We start from the raw sequence: 26250 nt of genomic DNA, 5'->3' as shown, positions 1-26250 counted from the left end.
AGGAAAATCTAAGGTGAAGGTTACTCTGGCCCCAGTTGTTTCTTCGAGCGGAATATAATCCATCAAGAAAGTACGGGGGTACTTAACGTAACTAAGCATGTGCCCTATACGAATGTGTGGGATTTTGACACGGTGCGATGGTATGAGGGCAAGCACCCCTGTGAAAAACCGCTGGATTTAATGGAGCATATTATTAAAACCAGTTTGTTACCGGGTGATGTTGTTTTTGATGGTTTTGTGGGTAGCGGATCAACCGCGCTGGTTTGCCGATCTACTGGCCGCACGTTTATTGGTTGTGAAATGGGTGAGGCTGAATTTGAGTTGGCGGTTGGGAGGTTAGACGGGGGCGGCTGTTGATGGGGATTTAATCATTTCCATGGTGAGGTTTAATTCACTTTCGCTATAAATCATTAAGCCGAAACAGTCTTGTGCTCTTGATAATAAGCGCTCTTCCCAAGCTTTTTGTAAAATAGTACTGGCCAGCTTTGGTTTTAATTCTTGAAAGATCATCAGGAGCAGGTTCATATTGTTCTTTATTGAGTTCAGTTGGATTTTTTTGACTTTATCAATGTGTTCTGCCGGGCTGGATTCCATTAGTACTTTGATTCTTGCTAGATTGTGCTCAATGGTGGATTTATCGAGGTGCGTGACATTATAGAGCAGGTCGTACAGGCTATATTGGATGTGATTAAAGTTCAGGTAGTCATGGTTAATTAATTCATCAAATGTTTTTATAATCCGTTCGGCATTTTCGTTTAGTTGGCTAAGGTATAGGTCGTCTTTCAGTGCTTTTTGCTGTGCTAATTGACCGGCTTTTATTAAGTTTAGCTCGTTTTTGCTTGTTTCTACTTGTGCCTCCATAGCTGCTTGGCTGGCCTGTAATGCCTTTGTGCTATCGCCTAGTTCTTTCATTTGTATGTGAATGGAAAAGATCAGGAGTATGACGGTGGCAAAACCGAGTATTGGATTAAGTATGCCGCCTATGTAATCACCAAATTCACCAAACGCGGTTGTTCCACCAAGGCCATAGCCTTTGCTTATTGAGAACTGATACATATAAATAAAAATGACGCCGCACACGCAAAGGACGACAAATATTGCTATTACCTTTACGAGGCCGCTAAATTTTGATTCAGTCATTTTGTGTAATGCTTTGGTAGCTTCATGTCTTTTAATGTTAAGCCACAATTTTATTGCTATTAGAAATTGCTAGTGATTCTCTAAATTCAGCAGCTTCGGCTTTCATTGTCCAGTGCACGTCGGTTATGTCTTGCTCCGTTACAGCTTGTTTAATTAAAGGCAACGCTACCCTGAAAAATTCTTTTCTTGGATTTATTTTATTAACGCTGTTTTCAGAAAAAAATCTATGCAATTGCTTCTCTAATGCAGGAGCGTTTTCACTGTATAGCATGGCATGAACGTCAAACGAAAAAGGCACAGATGCATCACCAAGTTCTTTTACCCTATCAAGTGGTTCTAGCCGCCTTGTCATTCCTATTTTAAATACGTCTTCGCCAAAACTTCCTATATTGCTAATAACATATACATGGCCACGTTTAGTTTGTTGTGCCAATGACATAGCTCGTTGACCTCTTTTTTCGGCTTCCTCTAATTGGTTTTCTAGTTCTGTAAGTTTGCTTTGAAAAGCGTCTCTTTCTTGAGCGTTTGCATGTGACAGCTCGGCTCTTGCTTTCTCTAAAGCTTCTTGGATTATTTTTTCTTCTTTGGCGGCTTCTTTAATTGCCTTTGTCATTTCTCGTTGAGCTTTTTCTTCTTCTCGAATTTGTTGTTTTATCTCTCTTTGTTCGGCCATTTCTATTTGTCTTAGTTCGTGTGTGGCTACAGCCCATTTCAATTCATTAAGCCTCATATCAAGATAAGATTGGTTTATTCGAGCGTTTCTGAAAGCGGTACCGTTATGATTAACCAGTGAGTATGCGTCAATAATCTCTTGTTTTATTTTTCCATAGTTGTCGTGTTTAACTTTAGCTAATGCGGTGTCTACTTTTCCATTGAATGCATCAACAGCAAAGTGAATAGCGTATGTTTTTCGGTTTTGCTCGGCATAATCACAGGTTCCAGCATGGTTATTTTTTACTGTGCTTTTTACTAATGCTCGGGATTCTTTTAACTCACGGCCTGCTTCTTTGAAGCTGTATTCTTCTGCTAAATCGTCTAAAACAGAATGGTTAGGGACAATGTAGTCGTCGTTGTAGCCATTAATCGTGTTTTTCATTGCTTTAATAGCGGCTGCGTATGAGTCGGCTTTCTCTTTTGCTTCAAATGCATCTCCCGCTATCTCAACGGCTTCTTTTCTTGCGTACTCTATGACCCTTTGTCCCTTTATATGCGCTTCTTCTTTTATAGAGATTGCTTTTTCTTTTGCCTCTGCAAGCTTGTTTCTTGCGGCTGAATTTATTTGTTTGGTATCGGCTGTTATGTTGGCTATTTCTTGCTCGGCTTTCGCCTCGAGCATTTTAGACTCAGCCATTATTTTTGCGATGTGAGACTCGGCATCGATGATTGGCTTGTACTTTTTTTCTAGGTTATCGGTATCTGTTGTAGCTTTTTGTAGCCATAACTTAAGGGACTTTATTTTTTCATTTCGTTCTTTCAGTCTCTTTTTTAAAATCCATAAATAAATATAAGGAGCAAATAAAACAACTAAAAATATAATCGTGCCAATATTTCTTGATTCTTCCATGAATAATTTTCCTTAAATAGCGTTAAGCTCTGTTCGTTATCACTCTATAACTTTTATTTGGCAAAGTACAATACAGTCATTAGCCTATAATCTTACTGTCAAAATCAAGTGAACAGGCTTGAGACCCTGCGAATGAGTATTGAGCAAAAAGCGTGTTTCCATCGTGTTTTTTATGCCTGAATTTTATGGTGGATGTGTGTGGGGAGTTTCGCTTCACCGGTTTTACCAGCAATGCTCCTTCCGATCTTCCAATCTGCGTACATCCATCACCCTCGTTTGAGTTCGTTGGTGATGGTTCTTAATTTAAAAGAAGGTTAGGTTGGGCTGAAGTATGAACCCCAGCAAACTAGATCAAACGCATGATGGGCAATAAAATATTGTATGTGTCGTGTTGGGCTTGAAAAGCCCAACACGACATACGAGTTGTGGAATACTGCACCACTTGGTTTTTTATATTTTCGACAATCAATAAAAAACCCCATCACTAAAGTGATAGGGTTTACTTATTGGTGGGACGGCGTCAATCCAACTACAGGTTTCAAGGCATATAAATAAAGGGATTGTCTTTTGTAGAAAACTAAGTTGCCCCCATAGTTGCCCCCGCCTAATCATAAGTTTTTATTTCAATTACATCAAAGATATAACTCATTTGTCCGAAGTTCGAATTATCGTTTAGGCCTTTTCTGTTATGTAGATTATCGAAAAGCCTATCCAGAACTTTTTGTATGTTCACAATTCTAAGACAAAAGTTCCCATGGGTTTTGCTACAAAGAAGGATTATAGGTGTTGAGCTTTCGCAGTTGGGAAGAAGCAGGTAGCCTGCCGAATTAGTAAGGTTAAAACCTGTTAGGTTTCGGAGCTCAGGTTTACTTAAGTAAACTCAGAGTGTGAGTATGTTGGTATATACTTAATTAAGTGTGGGCGAAAATGATTGCCTATTATGCTGCCTTTTAATTATGCAATTGCACATGTGAGAATGTGAATAGAAATGGAAAACTACGTCCCATTAGATCGACAATTTTCACCTGTCCCCAAAAGCCAAGAAGAGGTCGAAAGCGATGAAATCCTCTCGGTTTGGGGCGTTGCCAATCCTAAGGTTTGGGGTGATATGGACCACGAATTTCGTTGCGTCATTTTGGCTGAAGCAGGCGCAGGCAAGACCGAGGAATTGCGGCAGCGCGCAAGTGTATTGGCGAGCCAAGGGAAGCCAGCTTTCTTTATTCGCATTGAGGATATTGAGGCTGACTTTTATGAGGCGTTTGAGATAGGCGAGGAAGCCCAATTCCAGACGTGGTTGCAATCGACAGAGGAAGCATGGTTTTTTCTAGATTCAGTCGATGAGGCACGGCTTGAAAGTCCGAGAGCTTTCGAAAAAGCACTACGCCGCTTTGCTAAAGACATATCAATAGGTGCACACAGAGCGCATATCTATATCTCAAGTCGACCCTACGCATGGCGTCCGAGGGAAGATCGAAGACTATTGGATGATATCCTATTCCTCGCTGCTCTGGAGGATGAGGGTAGTGAAGAAGTTAAGCAAGCAAAACCGAAAAGTTCGCTCACCATTTGCACCATGCGCCACTTGGATGAAGAAAGGATTCGGCGCTTTTGCGTGACTCGTGAAGCGAAGGATATTGATTATCTGTTACTTGAAATTGCACGTACCAACCTTTGGAGTCTAGCGGAGCGCCCATTTGACCTCGAAGGTATTCTTGCTAAATGGGCAGAGGACAAAGCTCTTGGCAGTCGTCTGGAACTGTTTCGCCACAACATCGACGCGCGGTTGCGCGATGCTCACAATAGTGACCGAGCCCAGCGTCAACCTCTAAACCTTGAACAGGCACGAGAAGGTGCTCGTCGTTTGGCCGCCGCCGTTGTGTTGACTGGTCAGGCTGGTCTCAATGTACCCGATGTAGCATCGGTCAAACCGGGTATTGAGGCAGAAACCGTCCTCGCTGACTGGGATCCAAAGGATGTTCGTGCACTACTAGAACGCGGAATTTTTAACGACATCATTTATGGCGGAGTGCGATTTCGACATCGGGGTGTGCGTGAACTGCTTGCTGCTGAGTGGTTTGGCGGGTTACTGAAGTTGGGCAACAGTCCCTATACGGTCGAAGCTTTATTCTTCCGTGAGCAATATGGACAAAAAATTGTTACTCCCTTACTTCGACCTGTCTTGCCATGGCTTATCTTGTTTGATGAGGGAATTCGTAGCAGGGCACTGGAAATTCATCCAGAAATTGCAGTCGAAGGTGGCGATCCATCCCGACTGCCTTTGTTAGAAAGGAAGAGGGTTTTGGTAGACATCGTTCGTCGAATCGTTTCGGACGAAGATGACCGTTCTGCACGAGACAACAGCTCAATTGCGCGAATAGCGAATCCAGACCTAGCGGAAGACACGCAACAGCTTATCAACGAATACGGTGACAATGACGATGCTATCTTCTTTCTTGGCAGGTTGGTCTGGCAGGGAGAAATTGCAAGCTGCGTAGCTCCTTTAGTTGCCATTGCGGAAGATAGTTCGCGAGGGATATATGCCCGAAGAGCATCGGCACGCGCTGTGATGACTTGTGGGTCTGTTGAGCAGAAACAAAGCTTGTGGCAAAGGCTTAATGAAATCGATGCCCAAATTCCGCGAGAATTGCTCGAGGAATTGGTTGAAGCAGAGGAGCCTGATAGCCACAGTGTCGAAAGGCTGTTGATATCACTGGGTAAATTGCCACCTTACGAACGATACAAAGCTAGCGGTCTCGGTCGTTCGCTTCATGCATTTGTCGAGCGCTTGCCTGTTGGTAGTAATCAAGAGGAAATCGCCCAACTGCTCGACGGACTGAACAGCTATCTCAACATGCCACCATATGTGGAACGTCGAGAATGTTATGTTTCAAAGAAATACGCATGGTTACTTAATCCCGCTACGCATGCGGTAGAAAGACTGGTCAAAGCTCGAAGCACTGTGGCGCTCGGGGTGACGTCCTTGTCCATTTTGTTGAAGGTGCCTGCTTTGCGCCATTTGTCTGGCAGTGATTACAGTGATTACTGCGATTACAAGGGAGATTTACAGACACTCGTCCCCGGTTGGCCAGAACTAAATGACCAGCTTTATTGGGCCAGCATCGAACAGGCGCGAGCTGCTAAAAAGGTAGCGAAATCAGGTGAACCGATGGCCGATGATTGGTCAGTTTCATGGCTAGGCCACTATTGGGCCTTCGACACGACGAGCCTACCTAGGTTGTTCGACTACATGAGTTCCCGCCAACTGCATGATGACAGATTGGTCGCACTTAGTACGGCACATAGGGTTTATATGCAAGCCGACAAACCAGCAAATATTCTAACAAGCTTGCAAGATGCCGTGACCAATGATTCTGTCTTGCGAGACCAGTTGGAGGTTTTGTGCAATCCGCCAGTGTCAGAGATGATGCGAAAATATGAAGAAGAACACGCAGAATATAAACGAAAGCGGGATAAGGAGGAAGAGCGAGGAAACCAAGCTCGCGACACCTGGATAGCGGGGTTACGCTCTAATCCGGGTCGCGTTCGCAATCCACCAAAACTGGAGTCAGCCGAATTTACTAAGGATCATTATTGGCTGATGATTGAATTGCAGGACAGAAATTCGGCAACAGGCCGCTCTAAGTACGCGGATTGGCGAGCTCTTATCCCTGACTTCGGTGATGATATCGCTTACGCGTATCGTGATGCTGCCGTAACTCATTGGCATAATTATGTTCCGACCCTACAATCTGAAGGAGTTAAAAGAGATAACACCACACCGTATTCAATGATATTCGCAATAGCTGGTCTTGAAATAGAAGCAAATGAGCACTCTGATTTTCTAGGTAATCTGAACGAAGCACAGGTATGTCATGCTTTACGCTATGTCACATGGGAGCTTAATGGGTTTCCATGTTGGTTTGAGCGTATGCATCAGGTATTTACAACCTTGGTTGAAGAGGCTGTGATTAAGGAACTACTTTGGGAGCTTGATAACACTGCTCCGGACGAGCCGATGAACTATATTTTGCACGATTTGGTTTACCATGCGCCTTGGCTGCATGCATCCATGGCTCTTGTGATAATGGAGTGGTTGAGGTCCAACCCCACACGTATCAATACCAACCGATACTATTGCCTGCGCATATTGGTCAATGGAGGAACCGCCCCAGCAAGGCTGGCGGTGTTGGCTAGCCGACAGATGGAGCAGACAAGTGACTCGGACATTATTGCATGGTGGTACGCGCTTCGCGTCGATTGCGAGCCGCTAACTGGTATTCCAGAAGTCGAAAAGTGGTTGTCATGTCTTGATAGAGATGTTGCAGAGCGCGCTGCCCAAATCTTCATTACAACGCTGATGGAAGGTAGGCACGTGAATGATGGTGGCCCTTATACTGGTGGTTTCCGCAGAGCTGAGCACCTGAAATCGCTATATCTCCTGATGCACCGTTATATTCGGGCAAAAGAGGACATCAACCGTGCAGGTGGAGGCATGTATTCCCCAGAGCTGCGCGATGATGCACAGGATGCGCGCAACAGGCTATTTAACCTTCTATCGGAAATTCCGGGGAAAGAGAGCTATTCAGTCATCAAGCAACTCATTAATGACCACCCTGACCCCGATTATCGCCCTTGGATGTCCAGGCAGGCCTATAAGCGAGCGGAAGAAGATGGCAATCTGGAGCCTTGGACGGCTGAGCAGGTCAGTGACTTTGATAAGGCGCAAACAATCACTCCCGCAACACATCATCAGCTTTTTGACCTTACGATAAATCGTCTACTAGATTTGAAGTACTGGCTGGAGCGAGGAAACGATAGCCCTTGGAAGACTTGGAAGCGTGCCGGTTGTGAAAACGAGGTGCGTACCTTGGTAGCTGGTTGGCTTAACATGAAGTGTCGCGGTCAATACACGACTGCACAAGAACCAGAACTTGCCAATAGTCAGCGCATGGATATTTGGATGCAAAATACACGCGTACACTCACCGGTACCTATCGAACTAAAGTTGCTTGACAAAGGGTGGTCTGGTCCAAATCTTTGCGAGCGGTTGCGCAATCAGTTGGCGGGCGATTATTTACGAGAAGAAAGCGCGAGGTGCGGCGTGATGCTGTTGGTATGGCAGGGGAAAAACCAAGACAAAACTTGGATGATCAATAAACGCAAGGTTGGGTTAAATGGGCTAGCGGAAGCCTTGGAATGTTATTGGCAGACGATTGCTGCTGAATTCCAAGGTGTTGAGGAGATAAAAGTGGTTGTCATTGACCTAACTATGAGGAAGCACAAGTCTGCGACTTAATTCTTTCGTACAGTTATTGACAGAACTCCAAGTGTTTTAGGCCCCAATTCATAGAGATTTAGAAATTTTCCACTCATGTTTGCGAGTGATAACGCGGGCAGATTTATGTTGAAGCCCTAAGATCTTAGGGGCGCTGATTTCATCGTATTGGTTCTGCTTTAATTCGCCTGTAGAGATGTTCACACTGTCTTTATACACAAGCTTAATAGGCCGTTCTTTTCTTGGGCATATAACGCCACCCATGGCCTCTTGATAGCCTGACCAATCAGATGTGTCTGCGGCATGTCTTGCTTTCTCAATAACAGGTTCAGTTTCTACTAAGGTTTCAAGCCGTCGAAGCTCTCTCCAAATGCTAACCTGAGCACCTCCAATTTGCTGAAACTGCCTAATAGCCCATATTGAGGCCCATGTTTCAACGCGTTCGGCTGCAACTATTGGGTTTTCTCCATACACGCCTTCATCTAAATCTTTTCCATCAATATTCTTCGATATGTATTTCGCTATATAGCCTGTGGCGCTGCCTTTCTTAGGGTCTATTTCAACGATTTCAAACCGATGCTCAATAGCTCCTTTTTCGTCTCCATCTTCTTCAAAACAGTAACGTTTCATAATATCGAGAAGCTGAGTTTTGTTTTCTGGTTCTACAAAAAGCAATAAGTGCCAGTGGGGCGTTCCATCATGGTGAGGTTCGGCAATTCTAAAGCCGTAGGGCTTGATGTTACTTCTTTCGAAAGAAGCTCTAATCCTTTTCCATGTATGGCCTAGATACTCTTGGCCCTCAATAGGTCTAGCTCCATTCCAGTTTGGGGAAGCGTCTCCGCTTTTGCTATAAGCTCGGTGGTATTTAGAAGGGCAGGTCATAGTAAGGAATAATGAAATATGCCCAGCATGTTTTGCGTAGTCTTCAAACCCTCTGCACCGAACCATCAATTCTGATTTTCGTATGTAAGGATTCGATACGCTTTTTTCTTTAAGTTCACTTAATTGAAATTGATCGCCAAGCTCATTCGTTGCAAACATTTTTTCAAGATATTCTTTTTGCTGTTCTTTTTGTTTTTTACGGCGAAAAACACTCATATCGCTGGCGTAAATCTCTTTATGCTTGCTTATAAGGTTTAGCACCCTAGCCATTGTTTCTATATCTCGGCTTTGCACCTTTCTAAGGTTACGCAACCACCATGATGAATCTTGAGATTTTCTTATAAGAAATCTGTAGTCATTTTCGGTCGGATTTTCTTTGAGAAAAATAGGTTCTATACCGTGTTTTCGAATAAAGATAAGAACTTTCTTATAAGGAGATTCTAGTTTTCTGGGGTCTTTTGATTTTGCGAGATACCAAAGCTCAGTACATTTTTTAGCTTTTAATATAGATAATTTCTTTAAGTCATCTTCATCACAGTTTAATGATGATTTGTTAAGGCGATGTCTGATTGAAGTTGAAACCATTTCTTCAATATCAAGTAAATAAAGGTTGGCTGCTGTGCGGCCCTTTTTAGTGGCTATCTCCCCATAATCACGTAGAACATTTTTCCTGAAAGGTTTCGGAAGTAAGCGAAGTTTTTCTTTAACAAAGGCTTCATCGTGTGGATGAATATTATTTTTATTCATTGTTACTTTCCAATAGGTTCAAGCCTTTTTGGTTTATGAAAAGGTTTGCCCACCGAATGCCAAAGCTGTATTCCTCTTTAAGGTTTAAATAGCCATCACGTAGTAAATTTAAGATAGCCCTATGATTTGTCTTAAAAGTTGGCGGTGTTGAATAAACCATTTCACCTAATTGATTAGAAACTTCAGTGCAGAAGTGAATCGAATGCCCTTCTTTTATCCATTGAAGGTAATCAAGTTGTGTAGGAGTTAATTTGCGAGGCATTAAGCTGCCCCCATGTTGCGAGAAAAAGCGATGCGTTCATCAATCCATTGGTCTACTTCGGATTTAATCCATCCACTGGAAAATGTAGTTAGCTTGATTTGCTTTGGAAAATTATTTTCACTGATGAGTTTATAAATCGTAGATCGTGCTAAGCCAGTTACTTTTGTAACTTCTGGCAGTTTTAGTATTTGCTCGGACATAGTTGTCTCCCTGTGATTGCTAATGAATACAGGGGGTAATGTTCCGCCCATCAAGCATTGAATACACCCAACGAGATTTATGTAAAAAGTTCCCTAGGAAGTTTTTTACCTGGTTTTCTTCCGGTCTATATCAGATAATAGTTTAAATACTCTTTTTAAGAAGTCAGGTGATGTTAACTCCTGCGCATACTGCTGTATTGTATCCTCGACTTTTTTTTCTTTACTCCTTATGTCTCTTGGGTCAGGGAAGAGTATTTTCCCATAAATATTGTTCGTAACATCAGTACCGTTTAATTGGTTCCACATTGCCAAGTCTATATACGCAAGAACTCTTTCATCGTGCCATTTTCTAAAAGTAACCTTATTAAGATTCTTAAGTTTATGATCTCTTCTTTTGGGTTTTTTTTCGGCTTTTTGTTTCTGTCTAGAGCGTTTCAACCAATCAGAAAATGCTTCATTTATCTCACTATCTGAGCAATCCATATCTAGTTCTAACCAAGCAAAACTATGCTCATTTATCGAGCCGTTAAGCCTGACAGGTTCAGTTAATTTTCCATACCGATCTTGATCAAGCATAGGTGTGACAAAAGAACTTGTTTCAACATAAAGCTTCGCTAATTCATCTGTTTTAAGAAGATCGGCTTTATGAAACAAATCTATATAACTTATATCCCTAACTACTGATGTTTGTGTGGTTTGATCAAGTCCAAATATTCCATACATGATTTTGTAGAAAGGGCCGTCAATCACTAAACCACGGCTAATATTTATTTGATTTAGTGTTTTTAAAGCTTGTGTTTGCTCTTCGTCTTCTACTGTCTTAATGGACCTGTATCCTCTTCTTACCCATAAGTTTTCAAACCAGTCAGTTAACTCCATATTAGCTGCTGACTCATACTTGGCTAGATCAAACTCTGGTGGAATATATTTTTGTAAACTCTCTGGGTACACGCTATAACTCCATCTGTTTTGTTATTTTTATCATGAATTTCTATATTAAATAATTTAGCTAGATCTTTTTATTTCTATTTATAGGAATAATGTCTGCACCAATTGTTAATTTTTCCAAATAGTCAGCCCATGCTTGCATCATCTTTTTACGTTCAGGCATGTATTGAGCATAGTTATAAGCGGCTCTTACGCCATCTCTTTCACTGTGTGCAAGTTGTCTTTCTATTGCGTCTCTATTCCAGCCCTGTTCATTTAAGACAGTAGAGGCCATGCTTCTAAAGCCGTGAGCTGTCATTTCTTTTTTGGTATATCCAAGCCGCCTTAAGGCTGCGGTTATAGTATTGTTGCTCATTGGTCGTGTTACGGTTCGAGTGCTTGGGAAAACGAATTTACCTCTACCTGTTAATGGTTGTATTTCTTCCAAGAGGTCAACAGCTTGGGATGATAAGGGTACGATATGAAGTGTTCTCATTTTCATTTTTTCAGGTGGTATGCGCCATTCGGCAATTTCTAAATCAATCTCTGACCATTCCGCCTGACGTAATTCACCGGGGCGAACAAAAAGTAATGGAGATAGTTTCAATGCTGTTGAAGCTATGAAAGAACCTGAATACCCATTTATCGCACGCATCAGCTCGCCAATTTTTTCAGGTTCAATGATAGAAGCGTGATGTTTGGTCTTAGTTGGTGGTAGGGCGCCTTTGAGATCAGCCGCTGGATCACGTTCAGCTCTTCCCGTTGCAATTGCATATCGAAAAATTTGACCACAAATTTGGTTGATGCGATGAGCTGTTTCTAATGCACCTCGAGATTCAACTCTTCTTAAAACGGTCAATAACTCTGGAGCAGTAATGTCATTAATGTTTTTATTACCAATCCATGGAAAAGCATTTTTTTGAATTCTGGTAAGTGTTCTAGCAGCATGGTCCTGTGTCCAGTTTGCGCTAAATTTTGTGTGCCACTCATGTGCGACAACTTCAAAGCTATTTTGATCACCTATGGATTGTTTTTCTGCTTTTCTCGTGTGAGAGGGGTCTATTCCATTAGCAATTTGTTTCCTAAGTTCATCTCTACGCTCTCTGGCATTTTTCAAACTAACGTCAGGATAAACACCAAGTGATAACCTTTTTTCCTTGCCATTTATCCTGTACTTCAATCGCCACCATTTTCCACCACTGGGGGCAACTTCAAGATATAAACCTTTTTCATCTGACAGACGGTAAGGTTTTGTTGTCGCACTGCCGTCTGGTTTTATACATGGCTTAGCGTTCTTTACTTTTATATTGGTTAATGGCATCTGGGGGGGCAACTCCATTTTGAAAAGACTTGTTGCCCCTAATATTGCCCCCATTGGGCATAAGATGTCAATAGATGGAGGTGGACAAGTTAGGACGTTAGATGCAAGAAACCCCGCAATTAAGCAGGGTTTCATGGACTTTCTTGGTCTGTGTTAGACCGGTAAATGGTGGAGACGGCGGGAATCGAACCCGCGTCCGCAAGCACTCCGCCCTTGGCTCTACATGTTTATCCTATAACTTTTAGTTTAATCAGTGGCTACCCGATAGGCTAGGAAGACCAAAAACGATTCCGGTAAAGTTTTAGTAGATCCGCCCCGAACAAGCTTCACTGCGATCTTATGAGCTATGATGCCTGAATGACTCGAAAGTCTCTGGACGCATAAGCACGGCTCCAGTCAGACAGCAATCTACTGGTTCTTAAGCAGCGATTGCGTAGTTGTCGTCGTTTGCAACTATAATTTTTCAGATGTTTTACGAGGTTCCTGAAAGCTCGACATGCACCTTAGGTTTTGCTACCCACGTCGAAGCCAGGTCGTCCCCTTTGGTAAGATTTTGATACTATACCGGATGATTAGTTCATTAAATAGAGGTTAATGGTGTTATCAAACAAAATGCTTCCTGTGGTGTTCATTATTTTGTTTTTAATGTTAGGCGTGATTTGGGTTCCTAGTTTTTTAAGCTTAGGTGATCTGTTCTTGTATGCTGAAAAGGCGAAATATCATAATATTTCTATGCTGAGTTTTTTTAAGGCTGAGTTGGTAGTCATTATCGTTGTTTGGCTGGTGTTGATCAGTTATTCAAAGAAGACGGAAAGAATTGATGGAGATACTTATGTCAGGCGGCATTTGATATTAGTGATGTTTTATCTTGGACAAGTTTTCGTTGGCTCTTTAGCCGGCGGATTTTTGGTGCACCAAGACGCTTCTTGGTATGAAGTGTTGCATAATAGTAATGAGGTGATGCCTGCTCAGGCAATTATTTTATTGATTTGTTATCCCATGTATTTGTTTTGGGGGGGGAGTGCGTTTCTTTATGCGAAGACGCGTTTACCTCATTTTGTAAAAAACAAAGAAACATCCTTTATGGTTCTGACGTTTGCGCCGCTGGCCTTTTTACCTTATTACGACTCAAATATGATGGCTGGTGGAGTGGATGCTATGGAGTTGGTTTATTTAGCCGCTTATTGGATATTAAGCATAAGCTGGATTATTTGGGGTGTTGGGTTTTTAATTCTTAAGTCAGTGCAAGAAATTCTCAAAGGGGTGATCGAGCCTTAGGGTGATATATAGTGAGACACTAGGGATATAAGGCCAGTTGACGGATGAAGTGCTTTTTACTATTTGGTATTAGCCTGCGTGCTTCATAATGCGTTGTTTTTCACGCTGCCAGTCCTTATTCTTTGATGAGGCTCGCTTATCGTGTAATTGTTTACCTTTAGCTGAGCCTATTTCAAGCTTCACACGGCTTTTTACCCAATACATGGATAAGGGAACGATGGTATAACCTTTGCGCTCAACAAGGGCGACAAGGTTAATAAGTTCTCTACGGTTGAGTAACAGCTTCCTCAAGCGTGTTTGGATTGGGTCAATATGTGTTGAGGCTGATAACAGAGGAGAGATGTGCGCACCAGCAAGCCACGCCTCGCCATTTTTTATTACCACGTAGCTTTCTTTTAATTGTACTCGTCCATCGCGGATGCTTTTTACTTCCCAGCCTTCTAATACCATACCCGCTTCAAAACGTTGCTCGATAAAATAATCGTGCGTTGCTTTTTTGTTGGATGCGATGGAATTTGGGTGTGCTTTTTTCTTTTTACCTGCCATAACGGTATTCTAAGCGAGCAGGCAAAATAGCGCTATAAAAGTCAGTTAATAACTTGGTTAAATGTTGAAGTTGGGTTAGTTTATGAACGATAAAAATTAGATTTATTGTTTTATGAGAAATGCATCGCAACATGGTCAATGGTCATCCCGTTTAGCCTTTATCTTGGCCGCAACAGGCTCGGCCGTAGGTTTGGGTAATATCTGGAAGTTCCCTTATATTGCGGGTGAAAATGGTGGTGGTGCCTTTGTCTTAATTTACTTGTTGTGTATTTTGGCGATTGGTATACCCATCATGATGGCTGAAATTATGTTGGGCCGCCGGGGACGGCAAAGCCCCATTAATACCATGAAAGACTTGGCAGCAGAAGCGGGCGCTAGCCGGTTTTGGTCTTGGTTGGGTTGGCTTGGTGTGATCGCAGGTTTTTTAATTCTATCTTATTACAGCGTGATTGCCGGTTGGGCGATGGCGTACGTTGTGCGCTTAGCATCGGGTGTTTTTGAAGGAGCTACCGCTGATGGCGTTAGTAACATCTTTGGGCAATTTATTGCTGACCCCGAGAAGTTATTAGCTTGGCATAGTTTGTTTATGATCTTGACGATGTTAGTGGTTGCTCGCGGGGTTAAAGGGTTGGAAAGGGCGGTAAAATTTTTAATGCCAGCGTTGCTCGTTATTTTGATCTTATTGGTTGGTTATGCGATGGATCAAGGTGCGTTTGAACAAGGTGTGTCTTTTTTGTTTAAAGCAGATTTTAGCAAAATCACCAGTGAAGGTGTTTTAACCGCTATGGGGCATGCGTTTTTTACGCTAAGTTTGGGTATGGGCGCCATTATGGTGTATGGATCATATTTACCATCAAAAGTGTCGATTGGCTCAACAGCTGTCATCATTGCTTTGGCCGATACAGCAGTCGCTTTGTTAGCAGGGTTGGCTATTTTCCCGATTGTTTTTGCCAACGGTTTGGAGCCCAGTAGTGGCCCAGGGCTTATTTTTCAAACCTTACCGATTGCCTTTGGTCATATGGCGTACGGTTCTTTCTTTGGATGCTTGTTTTTTGTACTGCTTGTTTTCGCTGCATGGTCATCATCAATATCATTAATAGAACCCGCAGTCGCTTGGTTGGTAGAAAATAAAAACATGAGCCGGATGCGCGCTTGTATTTGGGCGGGTCTAGTGACGTGGGTTGTAGGCATAGGCACTGTGTTGTCTTTTAACCTTGCCGCTGATATTAAAATCTTTGGCAAAACATTTTTTGATGTTTTGGATTATTTAACAGCCAATATTATGTTGCCACTGGGTGGCTTATGTATTGCTGTTTTTGCCGGTTGGGTGATGAGCAAAGAAAACAGTGCGGGTGAATTAAATTTAAAACGGCCACTGATATATAGCGGGTGGAAGATTTTAGTGAAGTTTATATCCCCAGTAGCGGTTATTATTGTGTTTTTAAAAGCGATTGATTTGATTTAGAGTCATGCATAAAATTGAACGCAGTGCGCTAGTACGTCACGCAGCCAAAGACATGTTCGATCTTGTCAACGATGTGGCTTCATATCCCGCCTTTTTGAAGTGGTGTAAGACCAGCAAAGTCTTGTCTGAAACGGCTGAAGAAATGACGGCTGAATTAGAGGTCGCTTGGAAGGTCTTGCATAAAAAATTTAGTACTAAAAACCTTTTAAAAGAGGGCGAAAGTATAAAGCTTGAGTTGTTAGATGGGCCGTTTGAATCGATGTATGGTGAGTGGCATTTTAAGCACCTGCGTGAAGATGCCTGTAAAATAACAATGGAAATTGATTTTGAGTTTAAAAATTCCGTGAGTAATTTTGTTTTTTCAGCTATTTTCAGCCAAATTTGCGGATCTTTAATGGACTCTTTTATAAAACGAGCAGACGATATTTATGGGTAAAGTTGAGGTCGCTTACGCGACACCGGAAAAACAATTAATTTTAGTGGTGCCTTTCCAAGACGCTCTAACGGCCGAACAGGCGATAAAGGAGTCGGGTATTTTGCAACGGTTCCCTGACATAGATATAGCAACCAGTTCGGTTGGAATATTCAGTAAGCCTTGTAAATTGGATACGCCGTTACGAGAAGGTGACCGAGTTGAAATATACCGCCCGCTGATAGCGGATCCGAAAGAAGTGAGGCGGCAACGTGCTGAAGCAGGGAAAGTGACTAAGAAAGGCGCGCGTTCAGCAAATAGCTGATATGGCTTGAAATAACAGGGAAATAGATTATATTAATGACATGAATTTCAATGATGACAAAATCGCATTTACTATCACGTTAAGTGAGGCGTCTTCATGTTCATTTGTAACGCATATTGCCTGTCTGCGTACCCTCCCTCGACTGCCGCTGCGCGGCTAACAGTAAATCCTGGCGAGGTGAAACGCGTTTACCTATTGAGTAAATATTTGTCATAAAGTTATGACACGTGGAGTATAGAAATGAGTAAAGAAAAATTAATAATTTTTGATACAACCTTGCGCGATGGCGAGCAAAGTCCCGGTGCGGCGATGACCCCCGAGGAAAAATTGCGTATTGCCAAGGCGTTGGAAAAAATGAAGGTAGATATCATTGAGGCGGGTTTTCCCATTTCAAGTAATGGGGACTTCAGCGCAGTCCAGGGTATCGCTAGAGCCGTTAAAGATAGTGTTGTGTGTGGTTTGGCGCGTGCCAATAAAGGAGATATTGAACGCGCTGGTGAAGCATTGAAAGATGCCAATGCGTCGCGTATCCATACCTTCATTGCGACCTCGCCACTACACATGAGAGAGAAGTTGCAATTAACACCGGATCAGGTATTTGAACAAGCGATTGATGCGGTAAAGCTTGCAAGAAACTTCACCAATGACGTTGAATTTTCACCTGAAGATGCGGGTCGTTCAGACCTTGATTTTTTATGTCGTGTGATTGAAGCGGTGATTGATGCTGGTGCAACAACCATTAATATCCCCGATACAGTGGGGTATAATTTGCCGGGGCAGTATGGCAACACCATTCGACAATTAATTGAAAGAGTACCAAATTCTGCTAATGCTATCTTTTCAACGCATTGCCATAATGATTTAGGCTTGGCTGTAGCTAATTCGTTGGCGGGTGTTATGAATGGCGCGAGACAAGTTGAATGTTCTGTTAATGGCTTGGGTGAAAGGGCAGGTAACGCGGCGCTTGAAGAAATTGTTATGGCGGTGCGCACAAGACAGGATTTATTGCCTTGTGATGTTAGATTGGATACCACTCAAATAATGACTTGTTCAAGGTTGGTGTCGAGCATTACGGGCTTTGCGGTGCAGCCGAATAAAGCGATTGTGGGTGCAAACGCATTTGCACATGAATCCGGCATTCACCAAGATGGTGTGCTAAAGGCACGCGAAACCTATGAAATTATGCGGGCAGAAGATGTTGGTTTAAGCTCTAATAAATTAGTATTGGGTAAATTATCAGGGCGCAGTGCTTTTAAAGACCGCCTAGAGAAATTAAATATTACGGTTGATAGCGAAGAGCAGTTAAATAATGCTTTTCGCCGCTTTAAAGATTTGGCGGATAAGAAATCAGAGATTTTTGATGAAGATATCCAAGCCTTATTATCAGACTTCCAAATGGAAGAAACTTTTAGTGAAGCGATTAAATTAGTCTCAGTTAAGGCCTGTTCTGAAACGGGTGAAATGCCAGAGGCCAGCATTACCTTGATGGTGGAAGATGCTGAGAAGTCAGCAACTTCTCAAGGGAGCGGGCTTGTTGATGCAACGTTTAAAGCTATTGAACAAGTGATGGCTAGTGACGCTACGTTACAGCTTTACTCGGTGAGTAATGTGACCGAAGGGACAGATTCTCAAGGTGAGGTTGCTGTGAGGTTAGAAAAAGGTGGGCGTATCGTTAACGGTCATGGTTCGGACACGGATATTGTTATAGCATCTGCAAAAGCTTACGTGAATGCACTTAATAGGTTGTTTAACCCCAATCAGCGTATTCACCCTCAAGCGCATCAGGGAGTTTGATAGTTAGGCTTTATTAAAAAGATAAGCTTAGCTCGTTAGCTTAAAGGCGCACTACTGTTAGAAGTAGTGCGCCTTTTTTATACTGTGCATTTTAAAAGTAGTCTTTGTTGATCATCATGTTTTTAATATGATGATGCATGCGATGCTCGTTTATGGAATATTGTTAGGCAGGTTCTTTTATGTGGCGGTTTGCTGGCCGTGGTAAACCAAGATTTTCTCGTAATGTTTTACCTTCGTACTCAGTACGGTATAGGTTTCTTTTTTGCAGTACAGGCACTAGCTTATCAACAAAATCATCGAGTCCATCGGGCAAGTAAGGAAACATGATATTGAAACCATCACAGGCATCAGACACTAACCATTCTTCCATTTGGTCGGCAATCATTTCAGGCGTGCCGAGCATTTCCAAACTACCAAAAGAGCCGCCCACGTGCTGAGCCAGTTCGCGTACGGTCATATTCTCTTCTTTCGCCATATCAACGAGTTTTTGACGGCTTGTTTGTGTGGCGTTTGATTCGGGAATTTCTGGTAAAGGGCCATCTAGATCAAATTTGCTGGTGTCACAACCGAGCAGCACAGAAAGGGAGCCCATGCCAGAATTTGGGTTTACCATACTGTCTAAGCAGCGCTTTTTATCTTTTGCTTCTTGTAAGGTATCGCCAATATAAACAAAACAGCCTGGAAAGACCTTAAGGTGATCAGGGTTGCGCCCATAAGCTTTTGCTCGCCTCTTCACGTCTGCATAATATTCTTGAGACGCTGAAAGGGTGCTTGCAGCAGAAAAAACCATCTCTGCTACTTCGGCGGCAAATTGCCTGCCTGCTTCGGAGGCGCCTGCTTGGACGATTAGCGGCCAACCTTGTACGGGGCGTGCAACATTTAGTGCGCCTTCGACAGAGTAAAATTCACCTTTATGTTTCGCTGGATGAAGCTTTTCCAAATCAACAAAAATGCCGCTGTCTACATCGCGAACGATGGCGTCATCCTCCCAGCTATCCCACAGTTTAGTAACGACTTCGTAAAATTCACGTCCTCTACGGTAACGAGTGTCGTGTTCAACCGCTTCATCTAGGCCAAAATTTAGTGCTTCAAGTGGGTTTGCCGATGTGACAACATTCCAGCCTGCGCGGCCATCACTGATGTGATCCAGCGAAGCAAATTTACGTGCAATATGGTATGGCTCATTATAGGTGGTTGATGCGGTCGCTATTAGCCCTATGTGTTCGGTGACGGCGGCTAAAGCAGGTAATAAAGTTAAAGGTTCTAATGAAGTGACTGTGGCGCTACGCTTCAGTGCTTCTGCAGGCATATTCATCAGAGCAAGGTGATCGGCCATAAAAATGGCATCAAAGAGTCCTTTTTCTAAGGTTTGTGCAAAGCGTACATGATGTTTGAAATTAAAATTGGCATCAGAAAAAGAGCCGGGGTAACGCCAGCTTGAACTATGAATACTGGCGGGGCGCATGAAGGCGCCGAAATGTAGTTTTTTTGTTGTGCTCATCTTGGGAATTTTCAGTTATTTATCCCTTAACTATCTCATAACCGGGTTATAAGTACAGCTTTTTGAGAAAGATAACTGACTTACTCTGAACAAGCTCTTTAGCCATTAGCTGAGAGCCTGAGTAGGTTAATGTTGGTGGGTGAGCAGCTAAAATAAGCGTACGACTTCTCGTTATCACGGCGATGAGAAGTCAATCAAGTAATTGGGGTAAGAAAGCGAGTAGATTTACTGCCTGTGTGATTAAATTATAGCGCTCACTTGAAAAAGCGAGGGTTTAGACCGGCTTATTTTCTGATAATAGAAAGTGCCCTCTGGCCTGTGCAATAGGGTTGTTAATATCTTCTTGCCAAGCGACGACGTTGCATAAAGCGACTCGGCTTCCTAGGCGAATAATGTCACATTTCGAGTAGGTTGTGGATGTTTGGCCGGGGCGTAGATAGTCAATAGAAAAATCGACTATTTTAGGAATGTTGATAAGTTCTATCTCCCAAATTAAATGTAGCAACGCCGCATTTTCCATAAACCCAGCGATGACACCTCCATGCAGTGCAGGCAGAGCGGGGTTGCCAATATTGCTTTCCATAAAACGCAGGCTAGAGACAAGGCTTTCACCAACCATACTGGTTTCTACGCCAATCGTTTTAGCATACGGAATCAAATCAACGATGGCCTCGTAGTCATAACGTAATTTTATTTCATTTATTTTTTTGACCAAGTGCATTAGCTTATTGGGAATTCTTTGTTGGAACGCATAAAGGTGCCGATGGCTGTTGCAATCGGGGTGTTTATATCATCGGTATAGGCGGTGGCACGTACAAAAGCGATGGTATGTGTTAAGTGGTAACAATCTGCGAACACGTTGACATCGACGCCTGATGCGGCGGGGCAAACATGGTCTACTCTCAGGTCCAGTGTTGCCAAAGCGCGTAAATTGTTTTGCAGTTGAAAGATAGCGGCGCCACAAGCAGTATCGATAGCGGTAGTCACAGCGCCACCATGAATGTAGTTATTAACCGAGTCACCGATAATGTCGCTGCTAAACGGTAGTTTTAATATCACAGAGGATTTTTCTGCAGAGACCAATTGTAGCTTTAGCTTTTTGGCGTGAGGCGTCTGACTTATTTTTTCTAAATAGGGGTTGATAGCCATTCTAATATTTTTCTTCGTACTCGATGCCAACAGCCTGTAGTGCTTTTTCAATAGCGCTTTTCTTCTTCTCTTCCCGTTTAGGTACGTCAACCACCTCTGTGTTAATGGTCATCGGCTTAAACTCATTACTTGGTTTGAAGTTACCTTTTATACTAACGAGTTCGTCCGCGTTGAAAATGACGGTCACGCGTTCTTTTTTCTGCTGTTTACCGGCGATGTTTAAATAATAAAAATAGTCCCAACGGTTTTTGTGGAAAGGGTCAACCAATAAGGGTGTGCCGAGTATGAATTTGACTTGCCTTTTATCCATGCCAGGGCGAAGTTGATTAATCATTTCTTGGGTGACAGAATTGCCTTGGCGAACATTAACTTTATATACGCCAGGCAAGTTATCAGCAACGTCAAGCATCTTGTCGTTTAGGCTTTTAGTCGTGGAGCAAGCTAATAAAAGTGAGCTCGAAATAAGTATCATTAATGAAATGAGAAGCTTTCGCATTTAGGGTCTTCTGTGTATGATTGTGAATTAGTGATGATACATTATCTCACTTTTATATCCCACCATAAATTCGAGGTTGAAATGGAGTCGAAAGATATAAGGGCTGCAGGCTTAAAGGTTACTTTACCTCGGTTGAAAATTCTTTCTATGTTAGAAAGCAGTGGCAATAAGCACTTGTCTGCTGAAGACATGTATAAAGCGCTTTTAGAGGAAGGCGAAGAAATTGGTTTGGCAACGGTTTACCGTGTGTTAACCCAATTTGAAGGCGCGGGCTTGGTCAGTCGACACCACTTTGAGGGTGGACATTCGGTCTTTGAGTTATGCCAAGAAGAACACCATGACCATATTTTATGTGTTAAATGTGGCCGTGTGGACGAATTTTGTGACGAAGTGATAGAGCAGCGTCAAAAAGCAATTGCAAAAGCGCAAGGTTACCAGATGACCGACCATAGCTTATATATCTATGGTGTTTGTTCTGAGTGTACTAAATAGTTTTTTCCACCATTTCTTTCGCATGTGCGATGGTCTTGTCTGACATGTCGATGCCACCCAGCATGCGAGCGACTTCATTGATGCGCTCCATTTGACTAAGTGAGTCTATTTGAGTTTTAGTCTGCTTATTATCTTTGTGTTTGCTGACGAATAAATGTTGATGGCCTTGGGCTGCAACTTGTGGAAGATGGGTGACACAAAGGACTTGTCGGTCGGATGCAATGTCACGCAAGCAAAGACCAACTGTTTCTGCTACGCCGCCGCCAATGCCGGCGTCAACTTCATCAAAAACTAGAGTGGGGGTTGTGTTGCTTTTTGTGGTGACCACCTGGATGGCGAGGCTAATACGAGAAAGCTCTCCGCCAGAGGCAACTTTTCCGATTGGAGATGCAGGCATTCCAGGGTTCGTCGTCACTAAAAACGAGACATCGTCCAGTCCGTTTTTTTGCGGTTTCTGTTGTTTGGAATACGCTACGTCGATGTTTAGGTGGCCATCAGGAAGTCCAAGTGTTTTTAATGTTTTTGTAATATCAGCGCTGAGTTTCAATGCGGCTTCTACTCGTTCGTGATGGAGTAGTTTAGATACCTTTTCATAGTGTTTTTCAGCGCTAGCAATGTCCTGTTGAATACTCTCTAGGCGTTCATTACGGTGCTCAAGTAATTCCAACCGAGAGCTCAATTCATCATATTTCTCAACGAGCTGCTGTGGTTCAATATGAAGTTTTCGTGCAAGTTCGTGTATGACGCTTAATTGGTGGTCAAGTAAGCTGAGTCGCTCAGGATCGTCTTCCTGTTTATCAATTAAGGCTCTTAAATCTCTACAGGCTTCTTGAACTTGAATCGCTGACTCTTTGACCTGTTCCGAGACAACTGAAAACTCAGCAGATAACTCGGTTAGCACTTCTAATTCATGTGATACGTTGCTGAGTTGGCTATGAATGGAGCTGCTTTCCGCTTCATAAAGTGTGTGAATCTGGTTTTCTGAAAGCTCAATGATTTTACTCATGTTCGATGCAAGCGAATGCTCTTGTACTAATTTGTCGTAGTCGAGATGAATGATGTTAGCTTGCTCTAACTCATTAATTTGATACGCTAGAAGTTGTTTCTCGCTGTCGTTATCTTCATTGCCATCGGTTAAATTGAGAAGCTCGTTATTTAATATTTTCCACTGCTCAAAACTATCGCGACAGTTATGCAAGGTCGTTTGTGAGGCCAGTGATGCGTCTAGCAGGTGACATTGTTTGTTTGTATGGAGCAGGTCCAAGTGCGCGTGTTGACCGTGAATACTGATGAGGTGTTCAGATAGTTGTTGCAGTGTTTTTAGGTTAACGGCTTGGCCATTGATATAGGCTTTTGAGCGACCATCTGCGCTAATTGTTCGGCGAATTAAGCAATCACGGTCATCGTCGAGGTCGTTTTCAACCAACCACTGATAAGCAGTGGCCGTGTTATTGATGTCAAAATCTAAACTGATGTCAGCCTTGTTAACGCCGGGTCGTAGTAAGTTAGCATCGGCCCGTTCGCCAATACAGAGCTTCATTGCGGTGAGTAAAATAGACTTACCGGCGCCGGTTTCTCCGGTTAAGGCGGTCATGCCTTGTTCAAGCTCAAGGTTTAATTGATCAACAACGGCAAGTCCTTTTATGTCAATTGATTTAAGCATGTACTATTAAGCTTGAGGGGCTTTGCTCCAGTCAAGTTTTACACGCAAGATGTTAAAAAAGTCATGGTCAGTTGGGTGTAATAAACGTATTTTCTTGCTGTGTTGCTTGATATTAATAAAGTCGCCTTCGAGGATGCTCGGTAGGATGACGTTATCGCAGGTTAACTGAGCTTTGTGTTTATCTCGTTGGCTGAATCTGACGCCAATTTCACTTTTCCCATCAACCACGATAGGGCGATTACTGAGGGTGTGTGGGTTAATGGGTACAAGTACCAAGGCGTCCAATGAGGGGTGCATTAATGGGCCGCCGCCAGAAAGCGCATACGCTGTAGAGCCGGTGGGTGTGGCAATAATGAGCCCATCTGAACGTTGGGCGTTTACAAAATTATTGTTAACGTATGTCTCAATATCAATTAAACCGGGTGATTGTAATCGGTGAATGGCGACTTCATTAAAGGCGGATTGCTCGTGAATCACAACGTCGTCACGAATGATTTGTGTGTTTAAAATAATGCGTTCTTCTTCGTGATACTCGCCCTGTAAGATTTGCTGAATTTCGACGTCCATTTCTTCAGGTGAGATATCCACCAAGAAGCCAAGTCGACCAAGGTTTATTCCTATAAGAGGTACGTCTGTGTTGACCAATGCACGGGCTGCTGACAGCAAGGTGCCATCACCACCGATTGACATAATGAGGTCGCATTTTTCGGCCAATGAATCGGTCGCCATGATTTGATCGCTAGGCAGCGAAATATGCTGAGCAGTTTCTGGGTCTATGTAGACGGTAATATTAGCCTGCTTTAAAAGCGTGTGTAGCGCTTGTACAGTGTCGGAGATGTCGGTGGCGTCGGGTTTTGAAATAAGCCCGATTCGTCTAAATTGCGTATTCATTTTGCTCCTCTTTTAGAGCTGAAAAGTGTACACGAAGTCGGCTAGTTTGCGCCTAAAATGTAAAACTTAAATCAATAATTATTTTTAGCGCTCTCTGTTTTTGAGTGCTAAATTCAATCATAATATGCTTATTATGAGTCCTTTAAAGCAAGAATTGAATGAACGTTCACGTCACTTATTGAAGTTACTGGTCGAGCGTTATATTGCAGATGGACAGCCAGTTGCGTCGGCTGTGCTTTCTCGTGACAAAAGTTTAGGCGTTAGCCCAGCAACCATTCGTAACGTGATGGCGGATTTAGAGGAGCTTGGCCTCATTCATTCTCCGCACACATCAGCTGGACGTGTACCTACCAATAGCGGCTATCGCTTTTTTGTTGATTCGTTGTTGACGGTTAGGCAGCCGGAACAAGAGCAATTAAGCCAGCTTAAAATAAATGTTGAAAAAGAGCGGGGGAGTAGCCAAATTATTACCAACGCTTCGCAGCTATTGTCTGGCATTACACACTTGGCGGGTGTGGTGAGTATGCCGAAACGAGACAGTGCTAATTTTCGGCATATTGAATTTATGCCGTTATCAAAAGGGCAGGTGTTGGTCATCTTGGTCACAAATGATGACGAGGTTCATAACCGTGTCATCCAAACATCAAAAGATTTCTCTACGGCCGATTTACAGCAGGCGTCTAACTATTTAAATTCTTTATTTGCTGGCCAAAGCCTTAGTCAGGTAACGTCAATTATTGCTTATGAGATGAGCGAGACACGTAAGCAAGTTAATCAAATGATGATTGATGCGATTAATTTGGCGCATCAAAGTGTGCCAAGTGCGCAAAATGAAGATGTGGTTTTGTCCGGTGCAACCAATTTAATGGATTTTGAAGAACTGGCTGATGTTGATAATATGCGTCACTTATTTGAGGCGTTTAGTCAAAAACAAGACATCATGCACTTGCTCGATCGCTGCATGAATGCGGATGGCGTTCAAATATTTATTGGCGAAGAGTCAGGCTACCAACCCTTTGGAGGGTGTAGTTTAGTGACGGCGCCTTATACAGTTGATGATAAAATGGTCGGTGTTTTAGGTGTTATCGGCCCAACACGTATGTCGTATGACAAGGTTATTCCGTTAGTTGATGTCACCGCTAAAGTTTTAGGCGAAGCCTTGAAATCATAAAGTTCGTCACCATTTAAGCAAGTACCATCGTTGTGCTTGCACAGAGTAGGTTGACGATAACCATTCCAGTTTAAAAAATAATGAGGAAAGACTATGGGGTCTGAAGAACACACAGATCAAGAAAATATTGAACAAGCAGCCGCTGATAAAGACGAGAGTATTGTTGGCGAGCTGGTTGATGAAACGGCGACTGTAGAGGAGCCAGCAGAGGCTGTCGATTTGCAGTCAGAACTAGATGCGGCAAATGCTCGAGCTGACGAAAACTGGGAAAAGGTTTTATTGGCTAAAGCAGAGGTGGAAAATATACGTCGACGCACGCAGAAAGATGTCGAAAAAGCGCACCGCTTTTCAATAGAAAAGTTTGCAAAAGATATGTTGCCAGTGGTTGATAGCTTGGAGATGGGTTTGGCCTCAGCGGCGACTTCTGAGGGCGACGTGACGGCCATTAAAGAGGGTATGGAGTTAACTTATAAACAGTTACTTTCTAGCTTAGAGAAGTCGGGCGTTAAACAAGTTAACCCTGAGGGAGAAAGCTTTAGTCCGGATTTTCATCAAGCAATATCGATGGTTCCTAGCCCTGATCACGAGCCTAATACCGTTATCCAAGTCTTTCAGAAAGGATACACATTAAATGACCGTTTGCTGCGTCCTGCAATGGTTATTGTGTCGCAACCTTCGGCACCGGAAGACACAAAGAAAATTGATGAGCAGGCTTGAAAACTCTATTTAGAGCCCGCATATCATAACTA

At 42.9% G+C, this 26250-nt stretch carries 24 protein-coding genes and 1 other RNA gene; 10 read left to right on the top strand and 15 right to left on the bottom strand.

The genetic code is table 11. The features are described from left to right. The first annotated feature begins 54 nt into the window (after positions 1–54). On the top strand, positions 55–357 hold the full coding sequence (locus AB1Y31_07320) for a site-specific DNA-methyltransferase (GenBank protein MEW4982975.1): 303 nt from the start codon (positions 55–57) through the stop codon (positions 355–357). Here the strand turns inward: AB1Y31_07320 and AB1Y31_07315 are convergent. Further along, a complete protein-coding gene (locus AB1Y31_07315) occupies positions 337–1140 on the bottom strand; it encodes a hypothetical protein (protein MEW4982974.1) in 804 nt (267 codons plus the stop codon). The two genes, AB1Y31_07320 and AB1Y31_07315, sit on opposite strands and share 21 nt — an antisense overlap. Positions 1141–1177: 37 nt before the next feature. Then, complete coding sequence (locus AB1Y31_07310) at positions 1178–2704, bottom strand: DUF4041 domain-containing protein (protein ID MEW4982973.1); 1527 nt, start codon at positions 2702–2704, stop codon at positions 1178–1180. 988 nt (positions 2705–3692) lie between these two features. Between AB1Y31_07310 and AB1Y31_07305 the strand changes: the two genes are divergently transcribed. Further along, positions 3693–8000, top strand: a complete 4308-nt coding sequence (locus AB1Y31_07305; GenBank protein MEW4982972.1) for a hypothetical protein — start codon at positions 3693–3695, stop codon at positions 7998–8000. A gap of 48 nt (positions 8001–8048) precedes the next feature. Here the strand turns inward: AB1Y31_07305 and AB1Y31_07300 are convergent, their stop codons facing one another. The 6 genes from AB1Y31_07300 to ssrA all read right to left on the bottom strand — a co-directional run bounded on the left by AB1Y31_07300 (position 8049) and on the right by ssrA (position 12859). Next, entirely contained in the window at positions 8049–9608 is a 1560-nt protein-coding gene (locus tag AB1Y31_07300; protein ID MEW4982971.1) for a replication endonuclease, read from the bottom strand. Then, entirely contained in the window at positions 9601–9870 is a 270-nt protein-coding gene (locus AB1Y31_07295) for a hypothetical protein (protein MEW4982970.1), read from the bottom strand. The genes AB1Y31_07300 and AB1Y31_07295 overlap by 8 nt, the downstream gene beginning before the upstream one ends. After that, entirely contained in the window at positions 9870–10070 is a 201-nt protein-coding gene (locus tag AB1Y31_07290; GenBank protein MEW4982969.1) for an AlpA family transcriptional regulator, read from the bottom strand. The genes AB1Y31_07295 and AB1Y31_07290 overlap by 1 nt, the downstream gene beginning before the upstream one ends. Positions 10071–10175: 105 nt before the next feature. Next, positions 10176–11021, bottom strand: a complete 846-nt coding sequence (locus AB1Y31_07285) for a DUF6387 family protein (protein MEW4982968.1) — start codon at positions 11019–11021, stop codon at positions 10176–10178. Positions 11022–11079: 58 nt separating this feature from the next. Continuing rightward, positions 11080–12318, bottom strand: coding sequence for an integrase arm-type DNA-binding domain-containing protein (locus AB1Y31_07280; protein MEW4982967.1), 1239 nt, complete (start codon positions 12316–12318; stop codon positions 11080–11082). A 166-nt stretch (positions 12319–12484) separates the two neighbouring features. Beyond that, positions 12485–12859: a transfer-messenger RNA gene (gene ssrA / locus AB1Y31_07275) on the bottom strand. A gap of 56 nt (positions 12860–12915) precedes the next feature. Here ssrA and AB1Y31_07270 point away from each other — a divergent pair. Continuing rightward, positions 12916–13596: a methane monooxygenase/ammonia monooxygenase subunit C gene (locus AB1Y31_07270; GenBank protein MEW4982966.1), complete on the top strand. Its 681-nt coding sequence runs from the start codon at positions 12916–12918 to the stop codon at positions 13594–13596. A gap of 69 nt (positions 13597–13665) precedes the next feature. Here AB1Y31_07270 and smpB read toward each other — a convergent pair whose 3' ends face one another. Continuing rightward, positions 13666–14142 carry an SsrA-binding protein SmpB gene (smpB, locus tag AB1Y31_07265; protein ID MEW4982965.1) on the bottom strand — a complete coding sequence of 159 codons (477 nt, stop codon included), beginning with the start codon at positions 14140–14142 and terminating at the stop codon, positions 13666–13668. A gap of 112 nt (positions 14143–14254) precedes the next feature. Here smpB and AB1Y31_07260 point away from each other — a divergent pair, with 112 nt between their 5' ends. From AB1Y31_07260 to AB1Y31_07245, 4 genes are all read left to right on the top strand, one after another. After that, complete coding sequence (locus AB1Y31_07260; GenBank protein MEW4982964.1) at positions 14255–15607, top strand: sodium-dependent transporter; 1353 nt, start codon at positions 14255–14257, stop codon at positions 15605–15607. A 4-nt stretch (positions 15608–15611) separates the two neighbouring features. Continuing rightward, entirely contained in the window at positions 15612–16043 is a 432-nt protein-coding gene (locus AB1Y31_07255) for a type II toxin-antitoxin system RatA family toxin (GenBank protein MEW4982963.1), read from the top strand. Continuing rightward, positions 16036–16344: an RnfH family protein gene (locus AB1Y31_07250; GenBank protein ID MEW4982962.1), complete on the top strand. Its 309-nt coding sequence runs from the start codon at positions 16036–16038 to the stop codon at positions 16342–16344. Before AB1Y31_07255 ends, AB1Y31_07250 begins: the two co-directional genes overlap by 8 nt. Positions 16345–16584: 240 nt before the next feature. After that, on the top strand, positions 16585–18138 hold the full coding sequence (locus tag AB1Y31_07245; GenBank protein ID MEW4982961.1) for a 2-isopropylmalate synthase: 1554 nt from the start codon (positions 16585–16587) through the stop codon (positions 18136–18138). Between the two features lie 163 nt (positions 18139–18301). Here AB1Y31_07245 and AB1Y31_07240 read toward each other — a convergent pair whose 3' ends face one another. The 4 genes from AB1Y31_07240 to bamE all read right to left on the bottom strand — a co-directional run bounded on the left by AB1Y31_07240 (position 18302) and on the right by bamE (position 21284). Next, positions 18302–19639 carry an LLM class flavin-dependent oxidoreductase gene (locus AB1Y31_07240; GenBank protein MEW4982960.1) on the bottom strand — a complete coding sequence of 446 codons (1338 nt, stop codon included), beginning with the start codon at positions 19637–19639 and terminating at the stop codon, positions 18302–18304. A 274-nt stretch (positions 19640–19913) separates the two neighbouring features. Next, the gene (locus AB1Y31_07235) at positions 19914–20360 is read right to left on the bottom strand and encodes a PaaI family thioesterase (protein ID MEW4982959.1); all 447 of its coding nucleotides are present in this window, start codon (positions 20358–20360) and stop codon (positions 19914–19916) included. Continuing rightward, on the bottom strand, positions 20360–20788 hold the full coding sequence (locus AB1Y31_07230) for a PaaI family thioesterase (protein MEW4982958.1): 429 nt from the start codon (positions 20786–20788) through the stop codon (positions 20360–20362). Before AB1Y31_07230 ends, AB1Y31_07235 begins: the two co-directional genes overlap by 1 nt. A 1-nt stretch (position 20789) precedes the next feature. Further along, positions 20790–21284: an outer membrane protein assembly factor BamE gene (gene bamE / locus AB1Y31_07225; GenBank protein MEW4982957.1), complete on the bottom strand. Its 495-nt coding sequence runs from the start codon at positions 21282–21284 to the stop codon at positions 20790–20792. Between the two features lie 81 nt (positions 21285–21365). On the opposite strand from bamE, the gene fur reads away from it, so the two are divergent. Continuing rightward, entirely contained in the window at positions 21366–21776 is a 411-nt protein-coding gene (gene fur, locus AB1Y31_07220; GenBank protein ID MEW4982956.1) for a ferric iron uptake transcriptional regulator, read from the top strand. Here the strand turns inward: fur and recN are convergent. Beyond that, a complete protein-coding gene (gene recN / locus AB1Y31_07215; protein ID MEW4982955.1) occupies positions 21769–23439 on the bottom strand; it encodes a DNA repair protein RecN in 1671 nt (556 codons plus the stop codon). The two genes, fur and recN, sit on opposite strands and share 8 nt — an antisense overlap. 6 nt (positions 23440–23445) lie before the next feature. Beyond that, the gene (locus AB1Y31_07210; GenBank protein ID MEW4982954.1) at positions 23446–24330 is read right to left on the bottom strand and encodes an NAD(+) kinase; all 885 of its coding nucleotides are present in this window, start codon (positions 24328–24330) and stop codon (positions 23446–23448) included. A 133-nt stretch (positions 24331–24463) separates the two neighbouring features. Between AB1Y31_07210 and hrcA the strand changes: the two genes are divergently transcribed. Both hrcA and grpE read left to right on the top strand, forming a co-directional pair. Further along, on the top strand, positions 24464–25501 hold the full coding sequence (gene hrcA, locus AB1Y31_07205) for a heat-inducible transcriptional repressor HrcA (GenBank protein MEW4982953.1): 1038 nt from the start codon (positions 24464–24466) through the stop codon (positions 25499–25501). A 93-nt stretch (positions 25502–25594) separates the two neighbouring features. Then, a complete protein-coding gene (gene grpE / locus AB1Y31_07200; protein MEW4982952.1) occupies positions 25595–26218 on the top strand; it encodes a nucleotide exchange factor GrpE in 624 nt (207 codons plus the stop codon). Positions 26219–26250 lie beyond the last annotated feature (32 nt).

It is taken from the genome of Cycloclasticus sp. (assembly GCA_040743155.1).
Lineage (GTDB): Bacteria > Pseudomonadota > Gammaproteobacteria > Methylococcales > Cycloclasticaceae > Cycloclasticus.
Note: the sequence above shows the minus strand (reverse complement) of the source record. Positions and strands in the feature narration are given on the sequence as shown.

Coding starts and splice junctions, on each gene's coding strand:
- AB1Y31_07235 (MEW4982959.1), bottom strand. CDS start 20,360: ATGCACTTGGTCAAAAAAATAAATGAAATAAAATTACGTTATGACTAC.
- hrcA (MEW4982953.1), top strand. CDS start 24,464: ATGAGTCCTTTAAAGCAAGAATTGAATGAACGTTCACGTCACTTATTG.
- AB1Y31_07305 (MEW4982972.1), top strand. CDS start 3,693: ATGGAAAACTACGTCCCATTAGATCGACAATTTTCACCTGTCCCCAAA.
- fur (MEW4982956.1), top strand. CDS start 21,366: ATGGAGTCGAAAGATATAAGGGCTGCAGGCTTAAAGGTTACTTTACCT.
- bamE (MEW4982957.1), bottom strand. CDS start 21,284: ATGCGAAAGCTTCTCATTTCATTAATGATACTTATTTCGAGCTCACTT.
- AB1Y31_07290 (MEW4982969.1), bottom strand. CDS start 10,070: ATGTCCGAGCAAATACTAAAACTGCCAGAAGTTACAAAAGTAACTGGC.
- AB1Y31_07260 (MEW4982964.1), top strand. CDS start 14,255: ATGAGAAATGCATCGCAACATGGTCAATGGTCATCCCGTTTAGCCTTT.
- AB1Y31_07295 (MEW4982970.1), bottom strand. CDS start 9,870: ATGCCTCGCAAATTAACTCCTACACAACTTGATTACCTTCAATGGATA.
- AB1Y31_07300 (MEW4982971.1), bottom strand. CDS start 9,608: ATGAATAAAAATAATATTCATCCACACGATGAAGCCTTTGTTAAAGAA.
- AB1Y31_07245 (MEW4982961.1), top strand. CDS start 16,585: ATGAGTAAAGAAAAATTAATAATTTTTGATACAACCTTGCGCGATGGC.
- AB1Y31_07230 (MEW4982958.1), bottom strand. CDS start 20,788: ATGGCTATCAACCCCTATTTAGAAAAAATAAGTCAGACGCCTCACGCC.
- grpE (MEW4982952.1), top strand. CDS start 25,595: ATGGGGTCTGAAGAACACACAGATCAAGAAAATATTGAACAAGCAGCC.
- AB1Y31_07240 (MEW4982960.1), bottom strand. CDS start 19,639: ATGAGCACAACAAAAAAACTACATTTCGGCGCCTTCATGCGCCCCGCC.
- recN (MEW4982955.1), bottom strand. CDS start 23,439: ATGCTTAAATCAATTGACATAAAAGGACTTGCCGTTGTTGATCAATTA.
- AB1Y31_07210 (MEW4982954.1), bottom strand. CDS start 24,330: ATGAATACGCAATTTAGACGAATCGGGCTTATTTCAAAACCCGACGCC.
- AB1Y31_07315 (MEW4982974.1), bottom strand. CDS start 1,140: ATGACTGAATCAAAATTTAGCGGCCTCGTAAAGGTAATAGCAATATTT.
- smpB (MEW4982965.1), bottom strand. CDS start 14,142: ATGGCAGGTAAAAAGAAAAAAGCACACCCAAATTCCATCGCATCCAAC.
- AB1Y31_07250 (MEW4982962.1), top strand. CDS start 16,036: ATGGGTAAAGTTGAGGTCGCTTACGCGACACCGGAAAAACAATTAATT.
- AB1Y31_07310 (MEW4982973.1), bottom strand. CDS start 2,704: ATGGAAGAATCAAGAAATATTGGCACGATTATATTTTTAGTTGTTTTA.
- AB1Y31_07255 (MEW4982963.1), top strand. CDS start 15,612: ATGCATAAAATTGAACGCAGTGCGCTAGTACGTCACGCAGCCAAAGAC.
- AB1Y31_07280 (MEW4982967.1), bottom strand. CDS start 12,318: ATGCCATTAACCAATATAAAAGTAAAGAACGCTAAGCCATGTATAAAA.